Genomic DNA, 20,555 nt, shown 5'->3' on the forward strand with positions numbered 1-20,555 from the left:
TGCGTTCGTGATCGGACAACTCCAGCAGCAGCGGCTTCGGACCAGGCATCACCACACCCTACAACCGCAAGCGAACTAACGACTCAGGACACTAGCCCCCACGTGAGCGGAGTCAAGGACCACGCGCGAGACGTCGATGAGGTCGGCGTCATCGATTCGGTGCAGCACCGCCTCGTGCGGCCGGCCCCACACCCGCCGCGACCAGATCGCTCAGACCGCCAAGCGGTCCGCGGGGTTCGCCGACAACTCGGATCGCTCACCGCCGGGGCAAGAAGATCGCCACCACGGCGATCGCCCGCAAACTGCTCGCCCGCGCCTGGCACCTGCTGCACGAGGCGGAAGACCGTCAACGGGCAGTGTGATGGCCATGACCGCCGACCGGACACATCCGCAGGGAGGACACTGACCCCGGGTGAGCTCGCATATACCCATGAGACGGCATCGCCGCGCTCGATGACCTGAATGAGCAGCCCGGTCCCCGCAACCCGGTCATGTCGCAGGCCGTCCGCCGATGTCGAATGGGTGAGGCGAGTCTTCTCCGCACGACCACACATCCGAGGACAGCAAGGCGTCTCGAACCACCCTGCACGCACTACGAGTCCGGCCCTCCGGGCGGGCCAGCGTTACCTCCGCCCGGAGGGTGCACTGCACCTTTGGCAGGCCCAGCCCTCATGGCTGGGTGTATCCGTCAGGTCTGGTGGATCGTGCGGTAGCCGCGTGCAGTCGGGCGGGACAACGCAGACTCCTGCTGCCGCCCCGGCTGGTGATGTATTTCGTGCTCGGGCTGGCCCGGTTCTCGCCGGCTCCGTATCTGGACGTGATGCGGCATGTGGTCGAGGGCCTTCGGGGCCAGGGCCTGCTGGGCGACTGGCACATCCCGGCGAAGTCGTCACTGAGCGTTTTCAGCGTTGACGCTCCAGGGTGAGGACGGCGGCGGCGATGACCGTCATGCGGTTGGGGCTGCAGCGGGCTCTGCGGAAGACGCGCCAGGACTTCAGTCTCGCGACGCTTCGTTCGACCGGTGCTCGTGCCGCTGACAGGGCCCGGTTGATCGTCCGCTGGGTCGCGGTGAGGTCCTGTTGCGGAAGACGTCTGATCGGCGTGGTCACCCATGAGCCGGCTCCGATGTAGGCGCGGTCGGCGAGGATGGGTACGCCCTGGCGTTCGCAGATTCGGATGATGCGGTGGGTGCGGGCTGCGGTCAGGTCGTGGGTGCGGCCGGGCAGTGCGGGCGGGATCCACAGCAGCTTGCCCGCAGGATCGGCAATGACCTGCGCGTTCACGCCGTGGCGGCGGTGCTTCTGGGAGAAGTCGGCCCGGCTGTCACCGACCCGGTCGCACTCGGCGAGCGTTCCGTCGAGCAGGACGTGATCGGGATCGGTCTCCCGCAGGGCCCGCAGCAGCCCGGGCGTCCGGCGGGACAGATGGCCGACGACGGCGGCGACGTAGGCGTGGGCGGTGCCGACGGATATGCCGAAACCGGCGGCGATCTGCGCGAGCGTGTCGTGCCGGCGAAGGTAGACCAGGCCGACGAGAGCACGCTGGTGCGGCGGGAGCTTGCAGCGGCGGTCACCCTCACGGGTGACGATGAGCATGGTTACCCACTCGACCAGGGCGTGCGGGAGGTCGAGTGCGGCAGGATAGGGAACCAACGAGGCTCCTGCGCTGATGAGTTGAGACGTCGAACACCTCTCTCAACGGCACAGGAGCCCCGTGCGTTGCGCAAGGCCGCCCCGTCACCCGACCGGTGGCCACTCTGAAAACGCTCACTCATCGTCGAAGTTCAAGCTGATCACGCCTCTGGACGCCCCGGTAGCTTCGCGCGAGGACACCGTGAGTGTCGTCAACGCCGCTGACCCGGCAGCGATCGGCCGTACGTGGCGGGTCCTCGATGTCGGGCAGACCTCCACTCTTGCCGTGGTCCGCACGACGTTCCTGGATCAGAACACTCAATCCAGCACTTCGGGTGGCACCTCGTGAGTGCGCCAATCGACACCGAGGCGGAGCGGGAGAAGCTGGAGTCGACGCTGCTGGTGGATACGGTACGGATCACTCGCCCAACGGGAACTCCCCAACTCGACCTCTCGACCGGTCTCTTGGGGTCGGTGCCGGCGGAGCCGGTCTACGAGGGACCGGGAGCTGTCCTGTCCGGCCATGGACAGGTCACCGCGCAGCATGTTCTCGGGCGGGAATGGTTGGACGACACGGTCAGCTGGTATCGGCTCCTTACGCCGATCTCGGCGCCCGTTCCCGCGAGGTACGACCGTGTGGAAGTTGTAGCCGCAGCGGGCGAACACGCGGCGACAGCGAATCGGGTGTGGCCGGTCCTCGATCCGTCGGAAGCCTCGACGGTCGAGATCGTTCGGGTGACCCGTCTCGACGAGATCACCCCTCCGTAGGGGTGCCCAAGGTGGCCATACCGGGGCGGCCGCTCGCCGACCCCTCCGGGCAGCCCTGGGCCGGGAAATCGCCGGGGGCGGCTGCCCGATTGCAGAAGCCGAGAAGATGCAGGGACGCATCCTGTTTCGGGCGATAACAACGCGGAATAAACCGAAATGGCGACCCGTCACTCGACTGGTCCCAGGCGTCTCGTGGTCGGGGGAAGCAGTATGTCGCAGGTGTGGAAGATCGCGGTCATCGTGGTGGCTGCGGTGGGAGTTGGCTCCACTCCGTTCATCTGGCTGGTGAACAGCCCTGATGCGGGTCAGCTGACCGCGGCCTCCGTACAGGCTGCCGTCGGTGTCGCGACCCTAGTCTGGGCGCTGTTCCAGCCGTCGGGGAGTCGTACGGATGATGCGGCAGTCCGGACTGGGGAGGCCCGCGCGAGCCGCGGAGGCACGGCCGTCACGGGCATCAAGCGTCCAAGGGGCCGGGGCAGCGGATCTGCGAGGGCGGAAAGGACCGGACCTGCCATCGCCAGCGACGAAGGTAGTCACAGTGTCAGCGGCATCGACTACAGCGACTGATCTCCCAGGGCGCAGATCGGAGATAGAGGGGGAGCGGTCGCGTGGGCCAAGGAGACAAACGCCCGGATCGGCCCGGCGCGGATGCCACGGACACCGCCAAGATCACGGTGTCCGACACTGGGTACGCCACAGCCGTACACGGGTCATCGGCCGTGTCCGGCTATCGCGGACCGGCACCGGGAACCGATAGCGCCCCTGGTGGCGTACGGATATCCGGAACCGGGAATGCGACTGCTTCCGAGGGTGCGATCGCCAACAGCGGTTACATCCATCACCTCAGCATCAGGCAGTCACCTGCCCAGCCTGCCCCGGCGCTGTCCGGGCTGCCGCCGGCCTCACCGAGCTTTACTGGGCGCGATAGCGACATGCGGCGCCTGCTGGTACTGCTGAAGCCCGGCCAGCGTCAGCGGCCGGTGCTGGTGGCGGCGGTCGCAGGACTGGCTGGCGTCGGCAAGACCGAACTCGTTTTGCAGACCGCCCGGTGCGCGCTGAAGGAGCCTGGCTGGTTCTCCGGCGGAGTCCTCTTCCGCGACTTGCACGGATACGATCCCGGCCGCCGCGTGCCCCCCGACGTGACGCTGGACAGCCTGCTGCGTAGCCTGGGCATTCCCAGCGAAGACATACCCCGTGACCTCGATGGCCGTGCCGCGAAGTACCGGTCTGTGCTGAGCACGTACGCCCGCGAGGGTCGTCGGATTCTAGTGATCCTCGACAATGCTGCGACCTTCGAGCAAGTCCAGCCGCTCCTACCCTCTGATGACAGCAACACAGTTCTGATCACTTCGCGCCACAACTTGGCTTTAGGGGAGCGTCTTGAACTCAACGTGCTTGCCCCCGAGGCCGCCGTCGACCTGATCCGCGAGTCGTTGCAGGACTTTCAAGGCGCGAGCGACGCTCGCTTGGACCAAGACCCCGATCACGCGCAGCAGATCGCGCATCTGTGTGGATATCTGCCTCTTGCCCTGCAGATCGCCGCCGCCCTGCTTGCCGATGCGCCTAGCCGTCCCCTTGCCTCCTTGAGTCATGCCCTGTCCGACGTCCATCACCGACTAGACCAACTCAGGCGCGAGGACCGCGCTGTCCGTGCCACCTTGGACCTGTCTTACGGGCAACTGAGCCAGCCTCAGGCCAGCATGTTCCGACTCGTCGCCATCAACCCTGGCCCCGATTTATCAACCGAGGCAGCCGCTCACTTGGCCGCAACCGACCCGCGGTACACGGAGCAGCTTTTGGAGGAACTCGCCCGCGCCCACTTGATCGAACGGGGGCTTGTGTATGGACGTTGGCGCCTGCACGACCTGGTGCGGATCTACGCCAAGGAACGGGCCGACGAGGACGCCGCGACCGCAGATGGGGTTCGACGGCTTCTCACCTACTACTTGGAACGCGCGAAGCAAGCGGATGACTACCTACTCGACCTGACGGAGCGGACGCCCAGCGGGTTTCCCGATCGAACCCATGCACTCGCATGGCTGGAGGCGGAGCGAGACAACCTGCTCGCCGCAGCGACTTTGGCGACAACCTCCAGGCACACCGACATTGCACGCGACTTGCCCCTGGCACTGGATGAGTACCTGGCCATGTACGGCTACCGAGAAGAGCGTCGTGCCAATGCTGCACTCGCAGTTCGCGCAGCGCACGCGTTGGGCGACCGGCGCGCACAAGCGCGCGCTGGTGTGGCACTCAGCGATGCACTGCGCGAGTTGGATGCCCTCGACGAAGCCATCACTGAGGCGCGTACGGCGGAGGAGATCTTCCGCAGTCTTGGTGACCAACCCGGCCTAGGAACGGCCCTGCGTGCCCTTGCCTCGGCTCTGGCGGGCGCCGGGCGACACGAGGAGTCACTCCTGATGTCCCAGCAAGCCGTCCCTCTGCTGCGGCAAGGTTCCAGTCGACATGTCGCTGCGGTAGCACTCATGGACTACGGCGTCTTTCTTGCGGGTGCCGAGCGATATGACGAGGCAATTGATGCCCTGCAGGAGGCACTGGTGGTGCTGTCCCAGACCAGTCGGAGCGTGGAATCGCTCGCGCTGAGGAACCTCGCTGCGGCACTGGACGGAGTTGGTCGTCGATCCGAAGCCATTGATTTCCTCCGAGAGGCGATGGCGCGTGCCCTTGAAGTGGGCGGACGTTGGGAAACCATCAATGCCGCGGAGGCGGCGTTTTTCATGGGAATGCTTCTTGAGGAGGATGAACAGCACCATACGGCAAGCCTCTCGTTCCAGCAGGCTGCCGAGCTCTCCAAAAAGACGGGCGATGTTGGCCGCGCAGCGGAGGCGTTCACGGTCCTTGGGACGTCCCTGATAGCCCAGGAGCGCCACCAGGAGGCTGCGGATGCGATTTACGAGGCGACCCTCCTCACCCGCAGCGCGGCCGAAACCAGCAGTGACGACCTCGATCCGGCACTGGCCGAGCTCCTGATGATCCTCAGCATCCCGCTTGTCAAGCTCCGTCGCCTTGAGGACGCCACCAATACCCTTCGCGAGACCTCGGCCATCCTCCGCCGACTGGCCAACCAAACTCCGCGCACTCACGATTCGGACGTTGCCCAAACGCTACACATGCTTGACCGGGTGCTGTCGCATGATGATCACGACCTGCTGGCGGCCCTGGAATCGGCGGCAGAAGAGATCGAGAACCATGCAGCTATCCTTCGCTTTTACCACCTCATGGAGACAACCCGAAACCGTTTGGGCGCAGACCACCCCGAGACCCTCTCCGCTCGGCACAGCCTCGCCTGGTATCGGGGGCAGGCCGGGGACTCGGCCGGTGCCGCGGCCGCGTTCGCCCGGTTGCTGACCGATCGTGAGCGAGTGCTCAGTCCGGACCACCCCCACACCCTCGCCACCCGGGGCAGCTGGGCGTATTGGCGCGGAGAGGCTGGGGATCTGGCAGGTGCTGTGGCCGGGCTCGCCGAGCTTTTGGATGATCAGGAGCGGGTGCTCGGCCCGGAACACCCTGACGTCCTCGTCACCCGGCACGACCTTGCCTGGTACCGGGGGAAGGCTGGGGATCTGGCGGGTGCTGTCGCCGGGTTCGTCGAACTACTGGCCGATCGGGAGCGAGTGCTCGGCCCGGAACACCCCCACACCGTGGGAGCCCGGCACGACCTCGCTCACTGGCAGAGCGTCGCACGCCAAGAAGGTGATCACCGTGTCGGGTAACTGTTGCTTTCGGCGAGTGCCACGGGGGTGTCTTAGTGGAGATCGAGCGGAACTAGCAGGGGAAACCGTAAGATATATAGATGCAAACACATGAGAGTTTGAAGCCTATCTTCCCTGAAGGTGAGCGCCTGCCAGTCCGTGTCACTGGTCGTGGTCGTACCTCCGTCGTGGAGATCGGCGGCCACGACGTCTCCAAGGACCTTGCCGGGTACTCAGTGAGCGTTTTCAGCGTTGACGCTCCAGGGTGAGGACGGCGGCGGCGATGACCGTCATGCGGTTGGGGCTGCAGCGGGCTCTGCGGAAGACGCGCCAGGACTTCAGTCTCGCGACGCTTCGTTCGACCGGTGCTCGTGCCGCTGACAGGGCCCGGTTGATCGTCCGCTGGGTCGCGGTGAGGTCCTGTTGCGGAAGACGTCTGATCGGCGTGGTCACCCATGAGCCGGCTCCGATGTAGGCGCGGTCGGCGAGGATGGGTACGCCCTGGCGTTCGCAGATTCGGATGATGCGGTGGGTGCGGGCCGCGGTCAGGTCGTGGGTGCGGCCGGGCAGTGCGGGCGAGATCCACAGCAGCTTGCCCGCAGGATCGGCAATGACCTGCACGTTCACGCCGTGGCGGCGGTGCTTCTGGGAGAAGTCGGCCCGGCTGTCACCGACCCGGTCGCACTCGGCGAGCGTTCCGTCGAGCAGGACGTGATCGGGATCCGTCTCCCGCAGGACCCGCAGCAGCCCGGGCGCCCGGCGGGACAGATGGCCGACGACGGTGTGAGCCTTCATGCAATTCCCCATCGGAGGCACCTTCAGCTCCACGTAATTCCCCACTTGGCTGCGGCCGGTGACGGGCCGCCCAATTGCTGAGTGTGGGGCTGGACAGTGCCCTCAAGGGCGCCTTCGGCGACGCTTCGCGCTGGGCATTCGCCCACCCTTGACCGCCCTGACCAGCCCTAATGATCGGCGGCTATCAGGCGGCCCGGAAACCCTGGCGACCGTGGGGAACGAGGAGCGGCTCCGGCGTCCGCATGGGGTCGAAGGCGTCGGCGGCGCGATGTCCCTGGCCCATTCCGTGAAGTTCCGGCTGGGGAATTACGCGACGTTCCACAGACGGCGGCGACGTAAGCGTGGGCAGTGCCGACGGATATGCCGAAACCGGCGGCGATCTGCGCGAGCGTGTCGTGCCGGCGAAGGTAGACCAGGCCGACGAGAGCACGCTGGTGCGGCGGGAGCTTGCAGCGGCGGTCACCCTCACGGGTGACGATGAGCATGGTTACCCACTCGACCAGGGCGTGCGGGAGGTCGAGTGCGGCAGGATAGGGAACCAACGAGGCTCCTGCGCTGATGAGTTGAGACGTCGAACACCTCTCTCAACGGCACAGGAGCCCCGTGCGTTGCGCAAGGCCACCCCGTCACCCGACCGGTGGCCACTCTGAAAACGCTCACTGTTTCGGGCCCGGCAGCGGTTCGGCCCGGAGCCGCTGCGAGTGCTGTTCACCACGACCGCGAGACCGATGGACACCGAGGCCACTCCGGGGGCGTTCTGGCGGGGGCTGCGGCTACTGGCGGTGGACGGAGCCTGCTGGGATGTTGCCGACAGTCCCGCCAACGAGGCCGCCTTCGGCCGCCTCGACAACGGCCGCGGCCACGACAAGAGTTCCCTTCCCCAAGTGCGGATGGCCTGCCTGATCGAGGTGGGCACGCGCCTCGTGCTGGACGCCGAGCCGGCCGGCTGCCGCACCGGCGAAGTCACCGTGGTGGGCCGCCTGCCCCGCTCCTGCGACGCCAGTCAACTGGTCCTGGCCAACCGCGGGATGTGTGTCAGGTGCCAGGGCGAGCACGCCACGCTTCCTGGAGCGCCGACTGCACGTCTTCCCCGAGAACGAGGTGTGTCGTCCTGCCCGGCAGGGTGGGCAGCTCAGCCCAGTGAGTCACCGTGTCATCGTCGGCAAGACCGTAGGGCAGACGGACATATCCGTCAGAGTCGACGAAGCAGTCCCTGTGTTCCGTTCCGTCCTCACTGAAATGCCGAGTCGTGAAGTACATGGGCCTCACCAGCCAGAACGCCTCCTTCACCAGGTTCTCGGACTCGGCGCTGTCAGCTGGGTACCGGCCCGTGACCGCAGCTGCCACCGGTACACCGTCCTGCGGCAGCCTTTCACGTGCGTCGATCCAGGTTGTCTGGCTGATCAGATTCGCCATCCCTCTCCTCAGTCAAGCGTTCGGATGCCTGTTTTTCGCCCATGCGCCCGCACACCGGCAAGACGGTTGTACCGATCTCGGCATCCGGTAGGACTGCCCGGCGCTTGCGCAGGTTGAGTGAGCCGGGACGACGCGGACCGAACACTTCCGACTGTCTGCCCTCCCTCTCGGATCACGGCAGATCACCAGCCGACACCGCGACCTCATTGGCAAACGATCAGTAAGAACTCCGGCCAGGGCTTCGCCGGTGTTGTCCAAGGAGCACAGCAGCGGGTGGTAGCCGAAGCCGCGCTTGTAGGTCGCCGCTGCCTGCTCCTTCTCGGGTGGGAGGTGACCCGGGTGCGATGCCCGTACAACCGCAGGGAGTTGAGGGACCATGCAACCGACCCCCGGAACGCAAACCGAACCCGCCCCACAGTCGGCCCGAACTCAGACAGTCCCAGGTATCACAAGCCCCGACTCGTACGCCACGATCACGAGTTGCGCCCGGTCCCGCGCCCCCAACTTGCCCATGATCCGGCTGACATGGGTCTTCGCGGTCAGCGGGCTGAGCCCCAACGCGTCGCCGATCTCCGCATTGTTGAGACCGCGCGCGACCAGCGCGAGCACCTGCCGTTCCCGTTCGGACAACTCGCTCGGCCCGCCCACCGCGGGGGGCGTCCCGGTGTTCGGCGTGCGCAGAATGCGGGCGATCAGCCGCGAGGTGGGACCGGGCGAAAGGAGGGACTCCCCCGCAGCCACCGTCCGGATGGCGTCGAGGAGTTCGGCAGGCCTGATGTCCTTCACGAGGAAGCCGGACGCCCCGGCCCGCAGTGCCTCGACGACATGCTCATCGGTCTCGTACGTCGTCAGGACGAGCACCTTCACCCCCGCGAGATCCTCGTCGGCGGCGATGAGCCGGGTCGCCTCGATCCCGTCGAGGTCAGGCATGCGGATGTCCATCACGATGAGATCAGCCCGCGCCGACCGGGCCAGCGCCACGGCCTCCCGCCCGGTGCCGGCCTCGCCGACGACCTCCATGTCCCCGGCCGACGAGACGAGCATCGCGAACGAGGCCCGTACGAGGTTCTGGTCGTCGGCCAGCAGCACGCGGATGGTCATCGAACCTCGTCCTCCCGGGACAGCGGCAGTGTGGCGGTCACCTCGAAGCCCTCGGCGGGCCCCGGGCCGGCGGCCAGCGTGCCGCCCACACTACGGGCCCGCTCCCGCATTCCGATGAGCCCGAACCCCGACGTGCCGTCGGACCGGCCCGCTCCGCCGCCCGGGCCGTCGTCCCCGCCCGTCCCGTCGTCCCTGACACTCACCCGCAGTGCGCCGTCCGCGGTCCACAGACCCACGCGCACGGTGAGGTCCTCGCGGCCGCCGTGACGTACGGCGTTGGTGAGCGCCTCCTGCACGATCCGGTACGCGGCGGCGCCCACGGAGGGCGGGATGTCGTCCGCGCGGACGGACAGTTCGACCTTGGCCCCGGCCACCCTGCCGGTCTCCGCGAGATCGGCCAGTCCGTCGATCCCGGGCAGCGGCCCCCGCATGTCGTCGGCTCCGGAAGCAGAGCCGGGCGCCGGATCCGCGTCCACTCCCACGACCGTGTCATGCGCCCGCAGCACCTCCAGCGTCGTACGCAGTTCCCCCCGGGCCATCCGGCAGGTCCCCGCGATGTCGTCCAGTACCTGGGCGACGGCCTTGCGGTCGAGGCGCTCGGGGTCGGCGGTGAGGACGTGGGCCGCCACGGACGTCTGGACGCCGATGAGCGTGATGCTGTGGGCGAGCAGGTCGTGCAGGTCACGGGCCATCCGCAGCCGTTCCTCGGCGACGCGGCGCCTGGCCTCCTCCTCCCGGGTGCGCTCCGCCCGTTCGGCCCGCTCGACGATGGAGGCGACGTACAAGCGGTAGTAGCGGACGGCGATACCGATGAACAGGACCGCGATGATCCAGCCGGAGATCTCCAGGGACTCCAGCGCCTCGTCCTGGTTCATGAGGCCGTTGCTGATGGCTGTCGGGCCGAGGACGGCGACACCGGTGAGCAGCGTGCGGCGTACGGTGCCGGTCGCCGCCACGGTGTAGAGCGCCAGGACGATCGCGGGGGCGGGCAGGGCAGGGTTGTAGTCGAAGGCGTAGTACGGAGCCATGCAGGCCACCACCCCGAGCAGGGCCACCAACGGACGGCGGCGCCGCCATACGAGGGGCACGTGCCCGGCGAGCAGCAGCATCCAGCTGAGATGGTCGGGCCGTGTCCCTTCGCCGCCCGTCAGGGTGATGGCCAAGGCGAGCACGACGACGCCCAGCGCGAGGACCGCGTCGTTGCGGGTGCGGTGCGGTGCGGTCAGCGGTTCGCGGTTGATGGCGGACATGATGCGCTCGCCGCGACGGGACCGTCCGCCGCCACCGGCCGCCGTCTCCGCCGCCGACCGGTCGCGTACCTCTGTGGTCGTTCCCCGTTCTTCCACGGCTCCATCTTCCGGTACTCGTGCGGGAACCTGGGTGCCCCCACGGAAGGAGGCACCCGGGCGGGCCCGCGGATCAGCGTGCTGGATCAGAGCGTTCGATCAGCGTGCTCAGGGTGCGCCGACGGTTTCCACCTGCCGCGGCGGCTCGGTCGGTCCGCCCCTTCCGCTCGACCCGGCCGGTTCGGCCGGCCCGGGCTGCCGTGAGAGCACGCCCGGCCACCACACCTTCCGGCCCAGGGCGACGCTGGCACTGGTCACCAGATACGTCCGTACGAGGAAGGTGTCGAGCAGGACGCCGACGGCGATCACGAAGCCCAGCTGGACCAGCTGTACCAGGCCCATGTTCGTCAGCACGGCGAAGGTCGCGGCGAGGACGAGTCCGGCGGAAGCGATGACGCCGCCGGTGGTGCGCAGTGCGGTGAGCGCCGCCGTGCCCGGTTCCGCTCCCGCCAGCGACTCCTCCCTCATCCGGTGCATGAGGAAGATGCCGTAGTCGACGCCGAGGGCGACCAGGAACACGAAGGACAGCAATCCGAGCCCCGGATCGGTGCCCTTGAGACCGAGGAGCGGTTCGAAGACCAGTCCGCCGATCCCGAGGGATGCGCCCCACACCGCGACGACGGCGACCACCAGGAGCAGCGGTGCGACCAGACTCCGCAGCAGCCCGATCAGGATGAGCAGCACGAAGACGAGGACGAGCGGTACGACGATCTTCATGTCCCGGGCGTTGGTGACCTCCAGGTCGATCTGCTGGGCGCTGTCCCCGCCGACGTAGGAGCCCTTCAGTTCGTTCCGCAGGGACTTGATGGTGGCGGTCTCCTCCGCCGACTGGGGCGCGCTCTTCGCGAAGACGGCGATCTCGGTCCAGCCGTCTCCCGTACGCCCCTTCTCCGCGCTGCCCACGCCTGGTGTGCCGCGGACGGTCACGAGGGTCTCGTCGGCGCGCCCCTGCGGGGTGATCACGTCGATGGGCTGGCTGCCCTGCCCAGGATAGGCCTTGGTGACGGTCTCCATCGCGACGACGGCCTCCGGCTTCTTGACGAAGGAGTCCTCCTGCTTGAGCGGTCCCGGCAGGTTGAGTGAGCCGAGGGCGAGGGCGCCGAGCAGTACGGCACCGCTCGCGAGTACGGTCAGCGGCCTGCGTCCGGCAGAGCTGCCCATCGCCGAGAACAGGCTCCGCCGCTGCTTGGGCGTGCTCCCGAAGGCGGGCACGAGCGGCCAGAACACCCGCCGTCCGACCAGTACGAGGACGGCGGGGAGCAGGGTCAGCATCGCGATCAGCGCACACAGCACGCCGACGGCGCCGAGCGGGCCCATACCCCGGCTGCTGTTGAGGTCGGCGGCGAGCAGGCACAGCAGTCCAGCGGCGACGGTGCCGGAGGAGGCGAGCACGGCGGGCCCGCAGCCGCGCAGGGCGGCGACCATGGCCTCGTACGGTCGCTCGATGCGCCGCAGCTCCTCCCGGTAGCGCGCTATGAGCAGCAGCGCGTAGTCCGTGCCCGCCCCGAACACGAGGATCGTCATCACACCCGAACTCTGCCCCGAGACGGTCGTGCCGAAGGCCTGGTTGAGGCCGTAGGCGACGCCCATCGACATGTAGTCGGCGATCCCTGCGACGACGAGGGGCACGAGCCACAGCACGGGGCTGCGGTAGATCAGGATCAGCAGTAGGGCGACGACGGCGACGGTGGTGTAGAGCAGCGGTCCCCCGAGCGAGTCGTAGACCGCGCCCGAGTCGGTGGCCAGCGCGCCGGTGCCGCCCACATCGACGCTCAGCCCGCCCTCGTCCTGGGCGACTTTGCGGACGTCGTTGACGAGCTTGTCCTGCAGCTCCTCGTTCGCCCCGGGCTCATTGCTGGCGATCGGATAGATCAGGGTCGTGCCGTCCCTGGACGGAATCCCCTCGGGAGTACCGCCGATCAGCTTGTGCTGTCGGGTGATCTCCGCGACCTGCCCGGCCGCGGTCTTCCGGTCGGCGGCGCTGAGCCCGCCGTCCCGGTGGTAGACGAGCACCATCTCGGTGGTCTCGCCCCCGGGCAACTTCTCCTCGATCTTCGCTACTTGCGTCGAGTCCGCGCTCGCCGGCAGGTAGTCGGTGACCTTGTCGTGCTGCACGCTGCCGAGCTTCGCCGCGAACGGCCCGACGAGTGCGATCACGGCAATCCACAGCCCGAGCATCGCCCATGGAACGGCTCGCCCGCGCCGCGTCCCCAACCTCGTCGTAGCGGTTGTCTCTCCGGCCCTCATCGACCGATCTCCCTCCGGCTGACGTCTGCTTCGGTCCCCAGACTTCCGGTGAGAACCACGGCTTTCGTCGAGCGGAAGGGCGAGGTGACGCGTACTGCCAGGGGTGACGGCGGGTGCGGATTACTCCCGGGGGAGTAAGCGGCGGCCTGGGCGAGCGCCAGGGGGAGGTCGTCCAGGGTGTGGGCGAGGTGATCGGCGTCCTTGTCGGGGAGGTCGGCGCCTTGGGCGCGGAGCAGGGCGATGGATTCGGTGCGGGCGAGGGTGTCAACGTCCAGGGGCATGGCGTAGGTACGCCAGTGGGGGTTTCGGCTGGTGATCAGGACGTCCCGGTGGTGCCGCCGGGCAGGAACGGGGCCAGGGTGCTGGGGTCTTCGGCATTGTCGAAAACCAGCAGCCAGCGCGACATGGTGCCCAGCTCTGCCAGCAGTAGCTCGACCGCGGCGGCGGGCGGTGTGCCGGCGGGCGCGGCGCCGATCCGGGCAGCGAGCGCGGCGAGCTGGCCGGGGATCAGGGCCGGGTCTTCCGCCGTGATCCACCAGGCGAGTTCGTACTCACCGGCGAACCGGTAGGCGTACTCGATCGCTAGCTGGGTTTTGCCGACCCCGCCGCGGCCGTGGAGGGCCTGGACCGCGACGCGTTGGTCGGACGCGAGTGCTTGGCGCAGGTGGACCAGGAGGCTGTCGCGGCCGGTGAAAGCCGCGTTACGGGCGGGCAGGTTGCGTACCCGGGGCAAGCTTCCGGGCAGGCGAGGGCCACTGGCGCCGACCTGACGTAACACGCTGTGGGTACCGGGGAAGGGCGGCTCCGTCTCCGGGCGGGACGGGCCGTCGACCGCCTCCAGCAACACCCTGCGCGCCTCCGCGCCGTCCAGGTCGAACAGGTCGCGGCTGAGCAGCGGGCGCAGGATCGCCGGCGGATCCACCCGTGCGATGCGCACGGGCGTGATCTTCTCCCGCATCGCCACCACCGCGGTCCACTCCGGGGTAGTGAACCGCTCCGGTTCGAAGTAGGCCGAGGAGAACAACGCGAGCAGACGGCCTCGTTCGAGCGCGGCATTCATCTTCAGCACGAAGTTCTCGCCCGCACCCCAGTCCCAGTAATCCAACTCGACCTGGTGCCCGGCGTCCAGGAGCTGCCAGCCGTACCCATTCCGCCCAGGCACGATCAGCCCCCGCGTGACTGATGAACCACACCCGCTCCGACGCACCGTCAGACGCCCCCGTGCCCATACTGCTTCCGTCCTCTGTGACCCCACGTCGTGCTGGACCACTCAGCGTAGGACCGCCGCTCCTGGCTGGGGAGTTGTTCGCCCTCCCCAGGGCAGCTGCGCATCGCCCCCCGGTTCTCGGCCTTCGCTTCTCGTCGTCGGGGGCGGCAGCGGCCGATGGCTCGGGTAGCAGACCCTTGGCGCGGCGGTGGGCATGACAGCGATGTCTGCCGCTGCGCTGTGGCAGGGGTGAGTGCCCGTTTGCCATCGTTGCGAGATGAGTTGAGGGGTCTTTCAGTTCAGATCCGGGCTAGCCTGACGGGCCCTGCTCGCTCGATGGTGAGGAGAGTAAGTGTCGACTCTGATCAACGCTGTTGATGTCCGTCCCCGTGTGTACTACAGGACCATCCAGATCGGCCCCATCCTCTTCGAGCAAGCGCCGGCGGAGGACGACATTGTCCAGATCCCCGGGAAAGGCTGGAGGCTTACCTCCAGCGACAACGACTTTTACCCTTGGTGCGTTTAGAGGTGTGGGACGGGCCCGCTCCTCAGCCATCAGGCTCTTGGGAGTATGAGCGGGCTTTTCATTCTCCGATGGCAGATCACCTCGCGGTGGTCGACTTGGGCGGCGTCTGCTACGGCGAGATCCAGTTGCGGCCGGGGCGTTATCACCTGCGTTTACTCTGCCGAGGGCGAGATCATGTAGAGGCTTCGCTGGCACTCGATCCCTTCCCGCCTGACGGGCCGCACGAGGATCCGCTTGAGGTGTGGGTTGTCCAGATTTGGTCTGCTGCCGACTGAAGAGCCACCCCTCAACCGATCTTGGAACGTGCGGATCGAACGAGTCCGGCGCCGGAGGCGGGGCCGCGAGGCCCCGTTGCCGTTCGGCTTCGCGACCCTCCTCGTCGGCGATCCACCTCCGGGTCAGCTCCAGATCTGGGCCTCACAAAGTGGTCTTGGGAGACCAGCATTGGTGGGCCCCAAGACCTTCGTGTGCGTCAGGGCGTCGCCCCCAGGATGCCGCCGGGCAGCAGGAGCGCATCCGGGACAGAGCCGCCGCCGAGAACGCCTTCGAGGAGGCCAGTCACCGGGCCCAGGAGGCCGTCCAAGTCGACGGTATTCGCAGGTGCGGGGGATGCCGACGGGGCTTCGGCGGCTTGGGCACTGGCGACGCCCAGTGGAGGCCGTCGGGCGTTACGGCTATGACCTCTGCTCCGAGGTCGCGAGCACCGCCCCCCGGATGACTTCATGCCCATCTCGCCGCGCCGATGCCGCTACCGTCTGCTCGAATGCGGCTGGCGTCATGCTGTGCATGTCTTCTAGGGCAACGCTGTCCCCAGAAGCGAGGAACAGGTCCATGGCCTGCTCAAGCAGAGCCAGGCGATGCATCTCGTCTCGGTCACGCCGCACGATGGCATCACTGCGAGGCGCGATGCGAGGGCGCGCCGCTGGTGGCGACGCTCGGGACCCGCTCTTCAAGTGCCGCACGCATGGTGTGCAGTCGGCGGTTCTGGAGGTTGCTGAAGTACATCATCCACACGATGAACCCCACACTGAGCACGGTCATCCCGATGGTCTGCCGGAGTCCTGCAGTGAAGGCGGTCCCCACCGTTACCGTGGTGAAGAGCACGGCCAGGAAGATCAGCGCGGCCACGCGGTGGCGGGTGCGGTACAACCGCTGCGCGACCAGGTCACGCATCGCGCTCTGTTCCCGCGGGTCCTGCGGTACCTCGCCCTTGCGCAGTTTCTGGTCCAGGGAGAGGAGGTCGTTCGTCTTCCCGCCCGCGGCTCGCTTCTCCTTACGGCGCATGATCACCATGATGCAGATTCCACCGGCCGACACGATGGCCGTACGCAGCACCACGGTCGCGAACGAGCGCCCCGGATACAGCAACGCGACCAGCACGCTGGCGGCCAGGACCGACAGGGCGATCTGTACCCACAGGTGCCGCGCCAGGAAGTCCCGAATCCGTTCCATGCCCCGCCTCCTTCAGTCGTCAGATCCGCTTCCGGCGCTTGTAGCCGGCGAGCACCATGGCGCACGCGAAGGCCAAAAGGATCCAGGCGACCGCGCAGTAGGCCCAGGCCGTCGTCCCGCGTGCGGCCCCGACCGAGCTCACGACCGCCCACAGCACGAGGACGACACACAGGCAGGTCCACGCGATGTCGGCCAGCCGGACACGCAGTTGCGCACGCTGAGCCGTTCCTCGCTGCAAGGTGCCGAGCCTTCGTTCCGCGGTCTTCTCCCGCTCCACGAGCCGTCACTCCCCTCATCCGAAACCGGACCTTTCGACTACCCGGGCTCTGCCACCACACGCACCCAAACGGGCCCTCGTATACGGAAGTTGACGTTCCAGACAGCGGTCCCCAGAACGTGCTGGTGAAGGGATGCCCTTCACCGTTCGACCATGTGCCGCAAATGCGCCTGCGGGTCGGCAAGATACCGGCGCCAGTGATCCACCACGCCGAGCTCCCGCCACGCCACCCTCCGCATGCCGTGCTCACCGACCTCGATGATGTCGCAGCCGGTAGCGCGGTCAGCAGTGGGGAGTGCGTGGCGCAGATGACCTGGCCGCCCTCCTGAGCCAGCCCGGTCGATATGTCCCACCAGCTCGAGACATGACGACGAGAACGATTGCGCTGCCTCCGGCTCGTCCAGAACATGAAGCCCGGCGTGCCGGAACTTCTCGCGAAACGCCGTGAGAAAGCCCTCCCCCTGGCTCGCTCCCTGCCGGCATTGCGCTGCCGCGGTCTCGACGCCTCCACCCGCCCCCCCGATTGACCCACAATATGAGGGTCAGATTGCACCCAAAGGCCGGTCAACGGGTCGCCGAGAATAGTAATCACACGGCGGCCAATGGCGCCGGCTATCAAGGGAGCACACCTGATGAGCAGCATCCGTACAGACTTTGTGCCGGTCGTGACCCGCGCCGCTGAGGCGGAGAAGACGAGTGACCCCAGCAGTGAGATGTCGCTGCTGGCGGACTCCGAAACGACAGGCGGGTTGCTGACCAGTTACCGCTCGACCTTCGCCGAGGGAGCGGTGGGAGCACCGGCACACTTCCACACCCGGGCCGCGGAGATGTTCTTCGTCATCGACGGATCCCTGCGCGTCCTGCTGGACGAAACGATCACCGTGCTGAGCGCGGGTGACTTCCTGCTCGTACCGCCGCACACGCCACACGCCTTCACCGCTGCCCCGGGGTGCACGGCGGACGTGTTGTTCACCTTCACTCCGGGGATGGCCCGCTTCGACTACCTCCGACTGCTGGGGCGGGTCATGCGCGGCGAGGCCGGCTTCGAGGAGATCCAGGCATCCTCGGAGCTCTACGACAACCACTACGTGGACAGCCCTGTGTGGAACGCTGCGCTGACCACCGGGTGAAGCGGCATCGGAGGCTTCCCGAGCCGCCGCGCAGGCTCCACTTCCATACCCCCCCTCTAGCATCAGGGGTGCTTCCGTCTGTATCGGGGGTGCTTCCGTACCCGGGTCTTCCGGATATGTCGCACCTGGTGACGTGGCCCTGCAGAACCTCCCGAACAACACGTTGGGCTCTGGGAACTGGGCGAACCAGAACGAGGTTACTCCGGGCAAGGAGGGCATCTTCGCCAATATCCTCAAGGGTGTCCTCTGATAGTCGAGCGTAGGGCCGCCCGGGCAACCCAACCAGCAGTACGGCCTGAGGCGATCACACTGAGCGCCGTAGTTGTGCAGTCGGGCCAACTATGGCGCTCAGTCACCCCAGCAGCCCAGGATGAAGCGTGGACCACATGAGCCTCGAGGAGCTGCTCAAGCAGACCGGCGTCGAGGCGGGCGCGCTGCCGCCAGCGCCCGCATCACCCGCCTCGCGGCAGGTGCACGCGCGGATCGACCGCAGGCCCCCGTGTCCATCGCTCTCACGATGTCGAACCCGACGGCGATGCCGCGCGACGTCATTCAGGTCGCGGAGGCTGGCGGTCTGGAGGTCCTCCTCTACCCGCCCCTGGCCGTCGAGGTCATCCTTCAAGGCCACGAGCGAGACGATCGCCCTGCTTGGCACGGACGCGGAGAAGTGCGCCACGTTGAAGGCGACGAACCTCCAGAAGTTCCCCCCGTCCCGGCGCCAATTTGGGTCAGCATCTCGCTGTTCCGCATCTGCGCCAGAACAAGCAACGCCTGCTTGCAGAAGCTCAACCCCCGCCACCCGGCCAGGACAGCTTGAAAGAAGTCCAGTCAGAGCGCCTCGCTACTTCTTCTCACGCTTGAGGCGCCAGTAGAGCAGCACGAAGGCCACCACCAGCACTGTCACTCCGAGGGTGACGGTGGCTGCTGCGTTGTCCTCGAATCCGATACCCACTACCGCTATGGCCACTTGTCTCTGTTCCTCCACCTCATAGGAGACTCCGGACGGCCGTCGTCATCGGCCCCGCCATGAGCGTCCTCGTGCTCCTCCACGACACGCCCGTGCCCGCGGCTGTCGCGGCTGGTCTGGCAACCGCCGCGAGCAGCGTTCCTGTGCTGCACAAGCTGCAAGCCTGCACAGCCGCCGCAGAGGAAGGTCCCATGCCGCACGCCTGCCCAAGACCACCACCAGCACACCGAACAAGGTCTGGCTGAGCGGGCCGCCACAGCCCTGGGGGACGTCTTGGCAGGTGGGTTCGGTGGTCGGCAGCCTGACGGCAATGTTGAGCAAAGTGATACTGACCAGCTGGCGCAGGCCGGCGAGGGGTAGAGCCGACGCGTCGTCATAGATGAGCACCTTCACTGGGTTCACCTGCAGTTGGTCTCGCTGACCTCGCCAGCCCAGGACCCTATCCCGCGCACTTGACACAGCTCATTCCACAGAACGCGGATCTGGCACGCCCCGTGGGTCGAGCGCATCGACCGCAAGATCGCGGCCGTCCGGCAGCGCGAACCTGAAGTCGAGCATGGGCGGAACACCCGGCCGAAGCCGCTGCCCACAGGTCGGTGACGGCAGTACCTTTCCGACCGCCGACCACCTCGCCGCCTACGCGGGTCTCGCCCCGGCGACCCGGAGCTCGGGCTCATCGATCCGCGGTGAACAGCCCTCCCGGCGGGGGAACAAGCAGCTCAAACGGGCCTTGTTCCTCTTCGCGTTCGCCACCTTGAGCGATCCGGCCTCCCGGGCCTCCTACGACAAGAAGATTACCCAGGGAAAGCACCCCACCCAGGCCCTGCTCCGCCTCGCCAGGCGCCGGGCCGAAGTGCTGTTCGCGATGCTCCGCGACGGACCCTTCTACCAACCGCAGCCGTCGACCGCGGTCACCTGACCTGCGGGTCTGCGAGGAGAACGACTCGATCGGCCTCGACGTCGAAGCCGAGCACCGGATGGCCGGAGTCGCCTTCCGGGTCCATCAGCACCGGCTTACCCAGCCGCCGGCCGATCTCCCGAAGAAAGCCGCAGAACACATCAAGTCGCTCCTGGCCCTGCAACTCCCGCAGGTCGACGTCAAAGTCGACTTCATCGTCCGCATGGAAACGGAAGATCGCCAGCACCTCGGCAGCCAGCCATACCCGCAGGTCCGGGCAATCGGCATCCGCCGGACGGGACAGCACGGCCTCCGCCCGAGGCACCGGAAGCACCCTCTCTCCCTCGGAGTACTGGCACTTCCAGCCCTTCTCCACGACAAGATCGAGGACCGCCTGCCAGTCCTCCACCGACGTAGCCGGGACACGCACGTCCGGCAAGGACCCCATCAAGTCCGGGTGGAAGAAGCACCTCACGTCATCCCACAGCAGATCAGCCACCCCGCCATGCTGCCCCGGCTCATCGACACACCGCACCCCCGTTTCCCTTGACCAAAGACATAGGGCACCCCCGGCATCCAGGCCCCGAGCAGGTCGTCGGCGCGCTCGATCGGCGGCACCGGCTCGAGGAACGGAAGCCGGGCGGCGGGCAGGGACGCAGAAGCCACGAGGAAGCCTCTAGACATGCGCATTGCGCATCATCGAAGCGCTTCGACGCTCAAAGTGTGTGGCATCACGCTGTCAACGACCTGGGCCATGGGGATTTTCCTGATGCCTGCCCTCTTGTCCAGCCAGGGACGTGTCACTACCGTTCCCGGGCAGGTGAAGCGCTTCGACAATACGTAGGGAAGGGCAAGCCGCCTTGGGCAATGAGCTGAACCGCGGAAGCTTCGTCCGCACAGCAGGGTCGGCTCCGGGCGCGCACAGACCGCACCGGAGGGCTCGCGAACCGGCCGTCCGTCCGCGCCCCCGCCCTGTGACCGGCAGCGGGTCCGCCCGTCCATGCCCCGCTGCTGGAGCGGAGCCGCTCCCCCACCACCGTCGGGAGGGGCAGAGCAGTCGCCCAGCAGTTGCCGAGTCCCTTCT

The 20,555-nt window shown here is 67.4% G+C and carries 18 protein-coding genes and 4 pseudogenes; 7 read left to right on the plus strand and 15 right to left on the minus strand.

The window, feature by feature from the left end:
• Positions 1-93: 93 nt before the first annotated feature.
• A pseudogene (locus ACH41F_RS04145) lies at positions 94-207 on the minus strand (IS5/IS1182 family transposase); the annotation flags it as partial.
• A gap of 472 nt (positions 208-679) precedes the next feature.
• Between ACH41F_RS04145 and ACH41F_RS04150 the strand changes: the two are divergent.
• Positions 680-925, plus strand: a complete 246-nt coding sequence (locus tag ACH41F_RS04150; protein WP_398832796.1) for a transposase domain-containing protein — start codon at positions 680-682, stop codon at positions 923-925.
• Here ACH41F_RS04150 and ACH41F_RS04155 read toward each other — a convergent pair.
• The gene (locus tag ACH41F_RS04155) at positions 903-1,652 is read right to left on the minus strand and encodes a transposase family protein (RefSeq protein WP_398832798.1); all 750 of its coding nucleotides are present in this window, start codon (positions 1,650-1,652) and stop codon (positions 903-905) included. The two genes, ACH41F_RS04150 and ACH41F_RS04155, sit on opposite strands and share 23 nt — an antisense overlap.
• A 61-nt stretch (positions 1,653-1,713) precedes the next feature.
• Here ACH41F_RS04155 and ACH41F_RS04160 point away from each other — a divergent pair, with 61 nt between their 5' ends.
• The 3 genes from ACH41F_RS04160 (at position 1,714) to ACH41F_RS04170 (ending at position 6,130) form a co-directional block, all read left to right on the plus strand.
• On the plus strand, positions 1,714-1,980 hold the full coding sequence (locus ACH41F_RS04160; protein ID WP_398832800.1) for a DUF6093 family protein: 267 nt from the start codon (positions 1,714-1,716) through the stop codon (positions 1,978-1,980).
• Complete coding sequence (locus tag ACH41F_RS04165) at positions 1,977-2,399, plus strand: DUF6093 family protein (RefSeq protein ID WP_391245496.1); 423 nt, start codon at positions 1,977-1,979, stop codon at positions 2,397-2,399. The genes ACH41F_RS04160 and ACH41F_RS04165 overlap by 4 nt, the downstream gene beginning before the upstream one ends.
• A gap of 932 nt (positions 2,400-3,331) precedes the next feature.
• Complete coding sequence (locus ACH41F_RS04170) at positions 3,332-6,130, plus strand: tetratricopeptide repeat protein (protein WP_398832803.1); 2,799 nt, start codon at positions 3,332-3,334, stop codon at positions 6,128-6,130.
• Between the two features lie 225 nt (positions 6,131-6,355).
• Here the strand turns inward: ACH41F_RS04170 and ACH41F_RS04175 are convergent.
• The 8 genes and pseudogenes from ACH41F_RS04175 to ACH41F_RS04210 form a co-directional block, all read right to left on the minus strand.
• Positions 6,356-6,892: pseudogene (locus ACH41F_RS04175) on the minus strand (transposase family protein); the annotation flags it as partial.
• A 179-nt stretch (positions 6,893-7,071) separates the two neighbouring features.
• Entirely contained in the window at positions 7,072-7,389 is a 318-nt protein-coding gene (locus ACH41F_RS04180; protein WP_398832806.1) for a transposase family protein, read from the minus strand.
• Positions 7,390-7,939: 550 nt separating this feature from the next.
• Positions 7,940-8,320 carry an AQJ64_40280 family protein gene (locus ACH41F_RS04185; RefSeq protein WP_398832808.1) on the minus strand — a complete coding sequence of 127 codons (381 nt, stop codon included), beginning with the start codon at positions 8,318-8,320 and terminating at the stop codon, positions 7,940-7,942.
• 429 nt (positions 8,321-8,749) lie between these two features.
• Positions 8,750-9,421 (minus strand): response regulator, encoded by a 672-nt coding sequence (locus ACH41F_RS04190; RefSeq protein ID WP_398832811.1) that lies wholly within the window; start codon positions 9,419-9,421, stop codon positions 8,750-8,752.
• Positions 9,418-10,767 carry a sensor histidine kinase gene (locus tag ACH41F_RS04195; protein ID WP_398832813.1) on the minus strand — a complete coding sequence of 450 codons (1,350 nt, stop codon included), beginning with the start codon at positions 10,765-10,767 and terminating at the stop codon, positions 9,418-9,420. The genes ACH41F_RS04190 and ACH41F_RS04195 overlap by 4 nt, the downstream gene beginning before the upstream one ends.
• Positions 10,768-10,875: 108 nt before the next feature.
• The gene (locus ACH41F_RS04200; protein WP_398832817.1) at positions 10,876-12,945 is read right to left on the minus strand and encodes an MMPL family transporter; all 2,070 of its coding nucleotides are present in this window, start codon (positions 12,943-12,945) and stop codon (positions 10,876-10,878) included.
• 65 nt (positions 12,946-13,010) lie between these two features.
• Entirely contained in the window at positions 13,011-13,295 is a 285-nt protein-coding gene (locus ACH41F_RS04205; protein WP_391237223.1) for a hypothetical protein, read from the minus strand.
• Between the two features lie 35 nt (positions 13,296-13,330).
• A complete protein-coding gene (locus tag ACH41F_RS04210; protein WP_391237226.1) occupies positions 13,331-14,176 on the minus strand; it encodes a TIR domain-containing protein in 846 nt (281 codons plus the stop codon).
• A 639-nt stretch (positions 14,177-14,815) separates the two neighbouring features.
• Here ACH41F_RS04210 and ACH41F_RS04215 point away from each other — a divergent pair.
• Positions 14,816-15,022 (plus strand): hypothetical protein, encoded by a 207-nt coding sequence (locus tag ACH41F_RS04215; RefSeq protein ID WP_391237229.1) that lies wholly within the window; start codon positions 14,816-14,818, stop codon positions 15,020-15,022.
• Positions 15,023-15,638: 616 nt separating this feature from the next.
• Here ACH41F_RS04215 and ACH41F_RS04220 read toward each other — a convergent pair.
• From ACH41F_RS04220 to ACH41F_RS04230, 3 genes and pseudogenes are all read right to left on the minus strand, one after another.
• Entirely contained in the window at positions 15,639-16,199 is a 561-nt protein-coding gene (locus tag ACH41F_RS04220) for a hypothetical protein (RefSeq protein WP_391237232.1), read from the minus strand.
• Positions 16,200-16,218: 19 nt separating this feature from the next.
• Complete coding sequence (locus ACH41F_RS04225; RefSeq protein ID WP_391237235.1) at positions 16,219-16,476, minus strand: hypothetical protein; 258 nt, start codon at positions 16,474-16,476, stop codon at positions 16,219-16,221.
• Between the two features lie 140 nt (positions 16,477-16,616).
• Positions 16,617-16,943 (minus strand): annotated as a pseudogene (locus tag ACH41F_RS04230) (ABC transporter); the annotation flags it as partial.
• A 165-nt stretch (positions 16,944-17,108) separates the two neighbouring features.
• On the opposite strand from ACH41F_RS04230, the gene ACH41F_RS04235 reads away from it, so the two are divergent.
• Entirely contained in the window at positions 17,109-17,606 is a 498-nt protein-coding gene (locus tag ACH41F_RS04235) for a cupin domain-containing protein (protein ID WP_391237238.1), read from the plus strand.
• 841 nt (positions 17,607-18,447) lie between these two features.
• Here ACH41F_RS04235 and ACH41F_RS04240 read toward each other — a convergent pair.
• Positions 18,448-18,573, minus strand: coding sequence for a hypothetical protein (locus ACH41F_RS04240; protein ID WP_398832822.1), 126 nt, complete (start codon positions 18,571-18,573; stop codon positions 18,448-18,450).
• Between the two features lie 601 nt (positions 18,574-19,174).
• Between ACH41F_RS04240 and ACH41F_RS04245 the strand changes: the two are divergent.
• Positions 19,175-19,492, plus strand: a pseudogene (locus ACH41F_RS04245) (transposase); the annotation flags it as partial.
• Here the strand turns inward: ACH41F_RS04245 and ACH41F_RS04250 are convergent.
• Positions 19,485-19,970, minus strand: coding sequence for a hypothetical protein (locus ACH41F_RS04250; protein ID WP_398832824.1), 486 nt, complete (start codon positions 19,968-19,970; stop codon positions 19,485-19,487). The pseudogene ACH41F_RS04245 and the gene ACH41F_RS04250 overlap by 8 nt on opposite strands.
• Between the last annotated feature and the right edge of the window lie 585 nt (positions 19,971-20,555).

Origin of the sequence: Streptomyces sp. NPDC020489 (assembly GCF_044386545.1) — a bacterium.
In the GTDB taxonomy this organism is placed as follows: domain Bacteria; phylum Actinomycetota; class Actinomycetes; order Streptomycetales; family Streptomycetaceae; genus Streptomyces.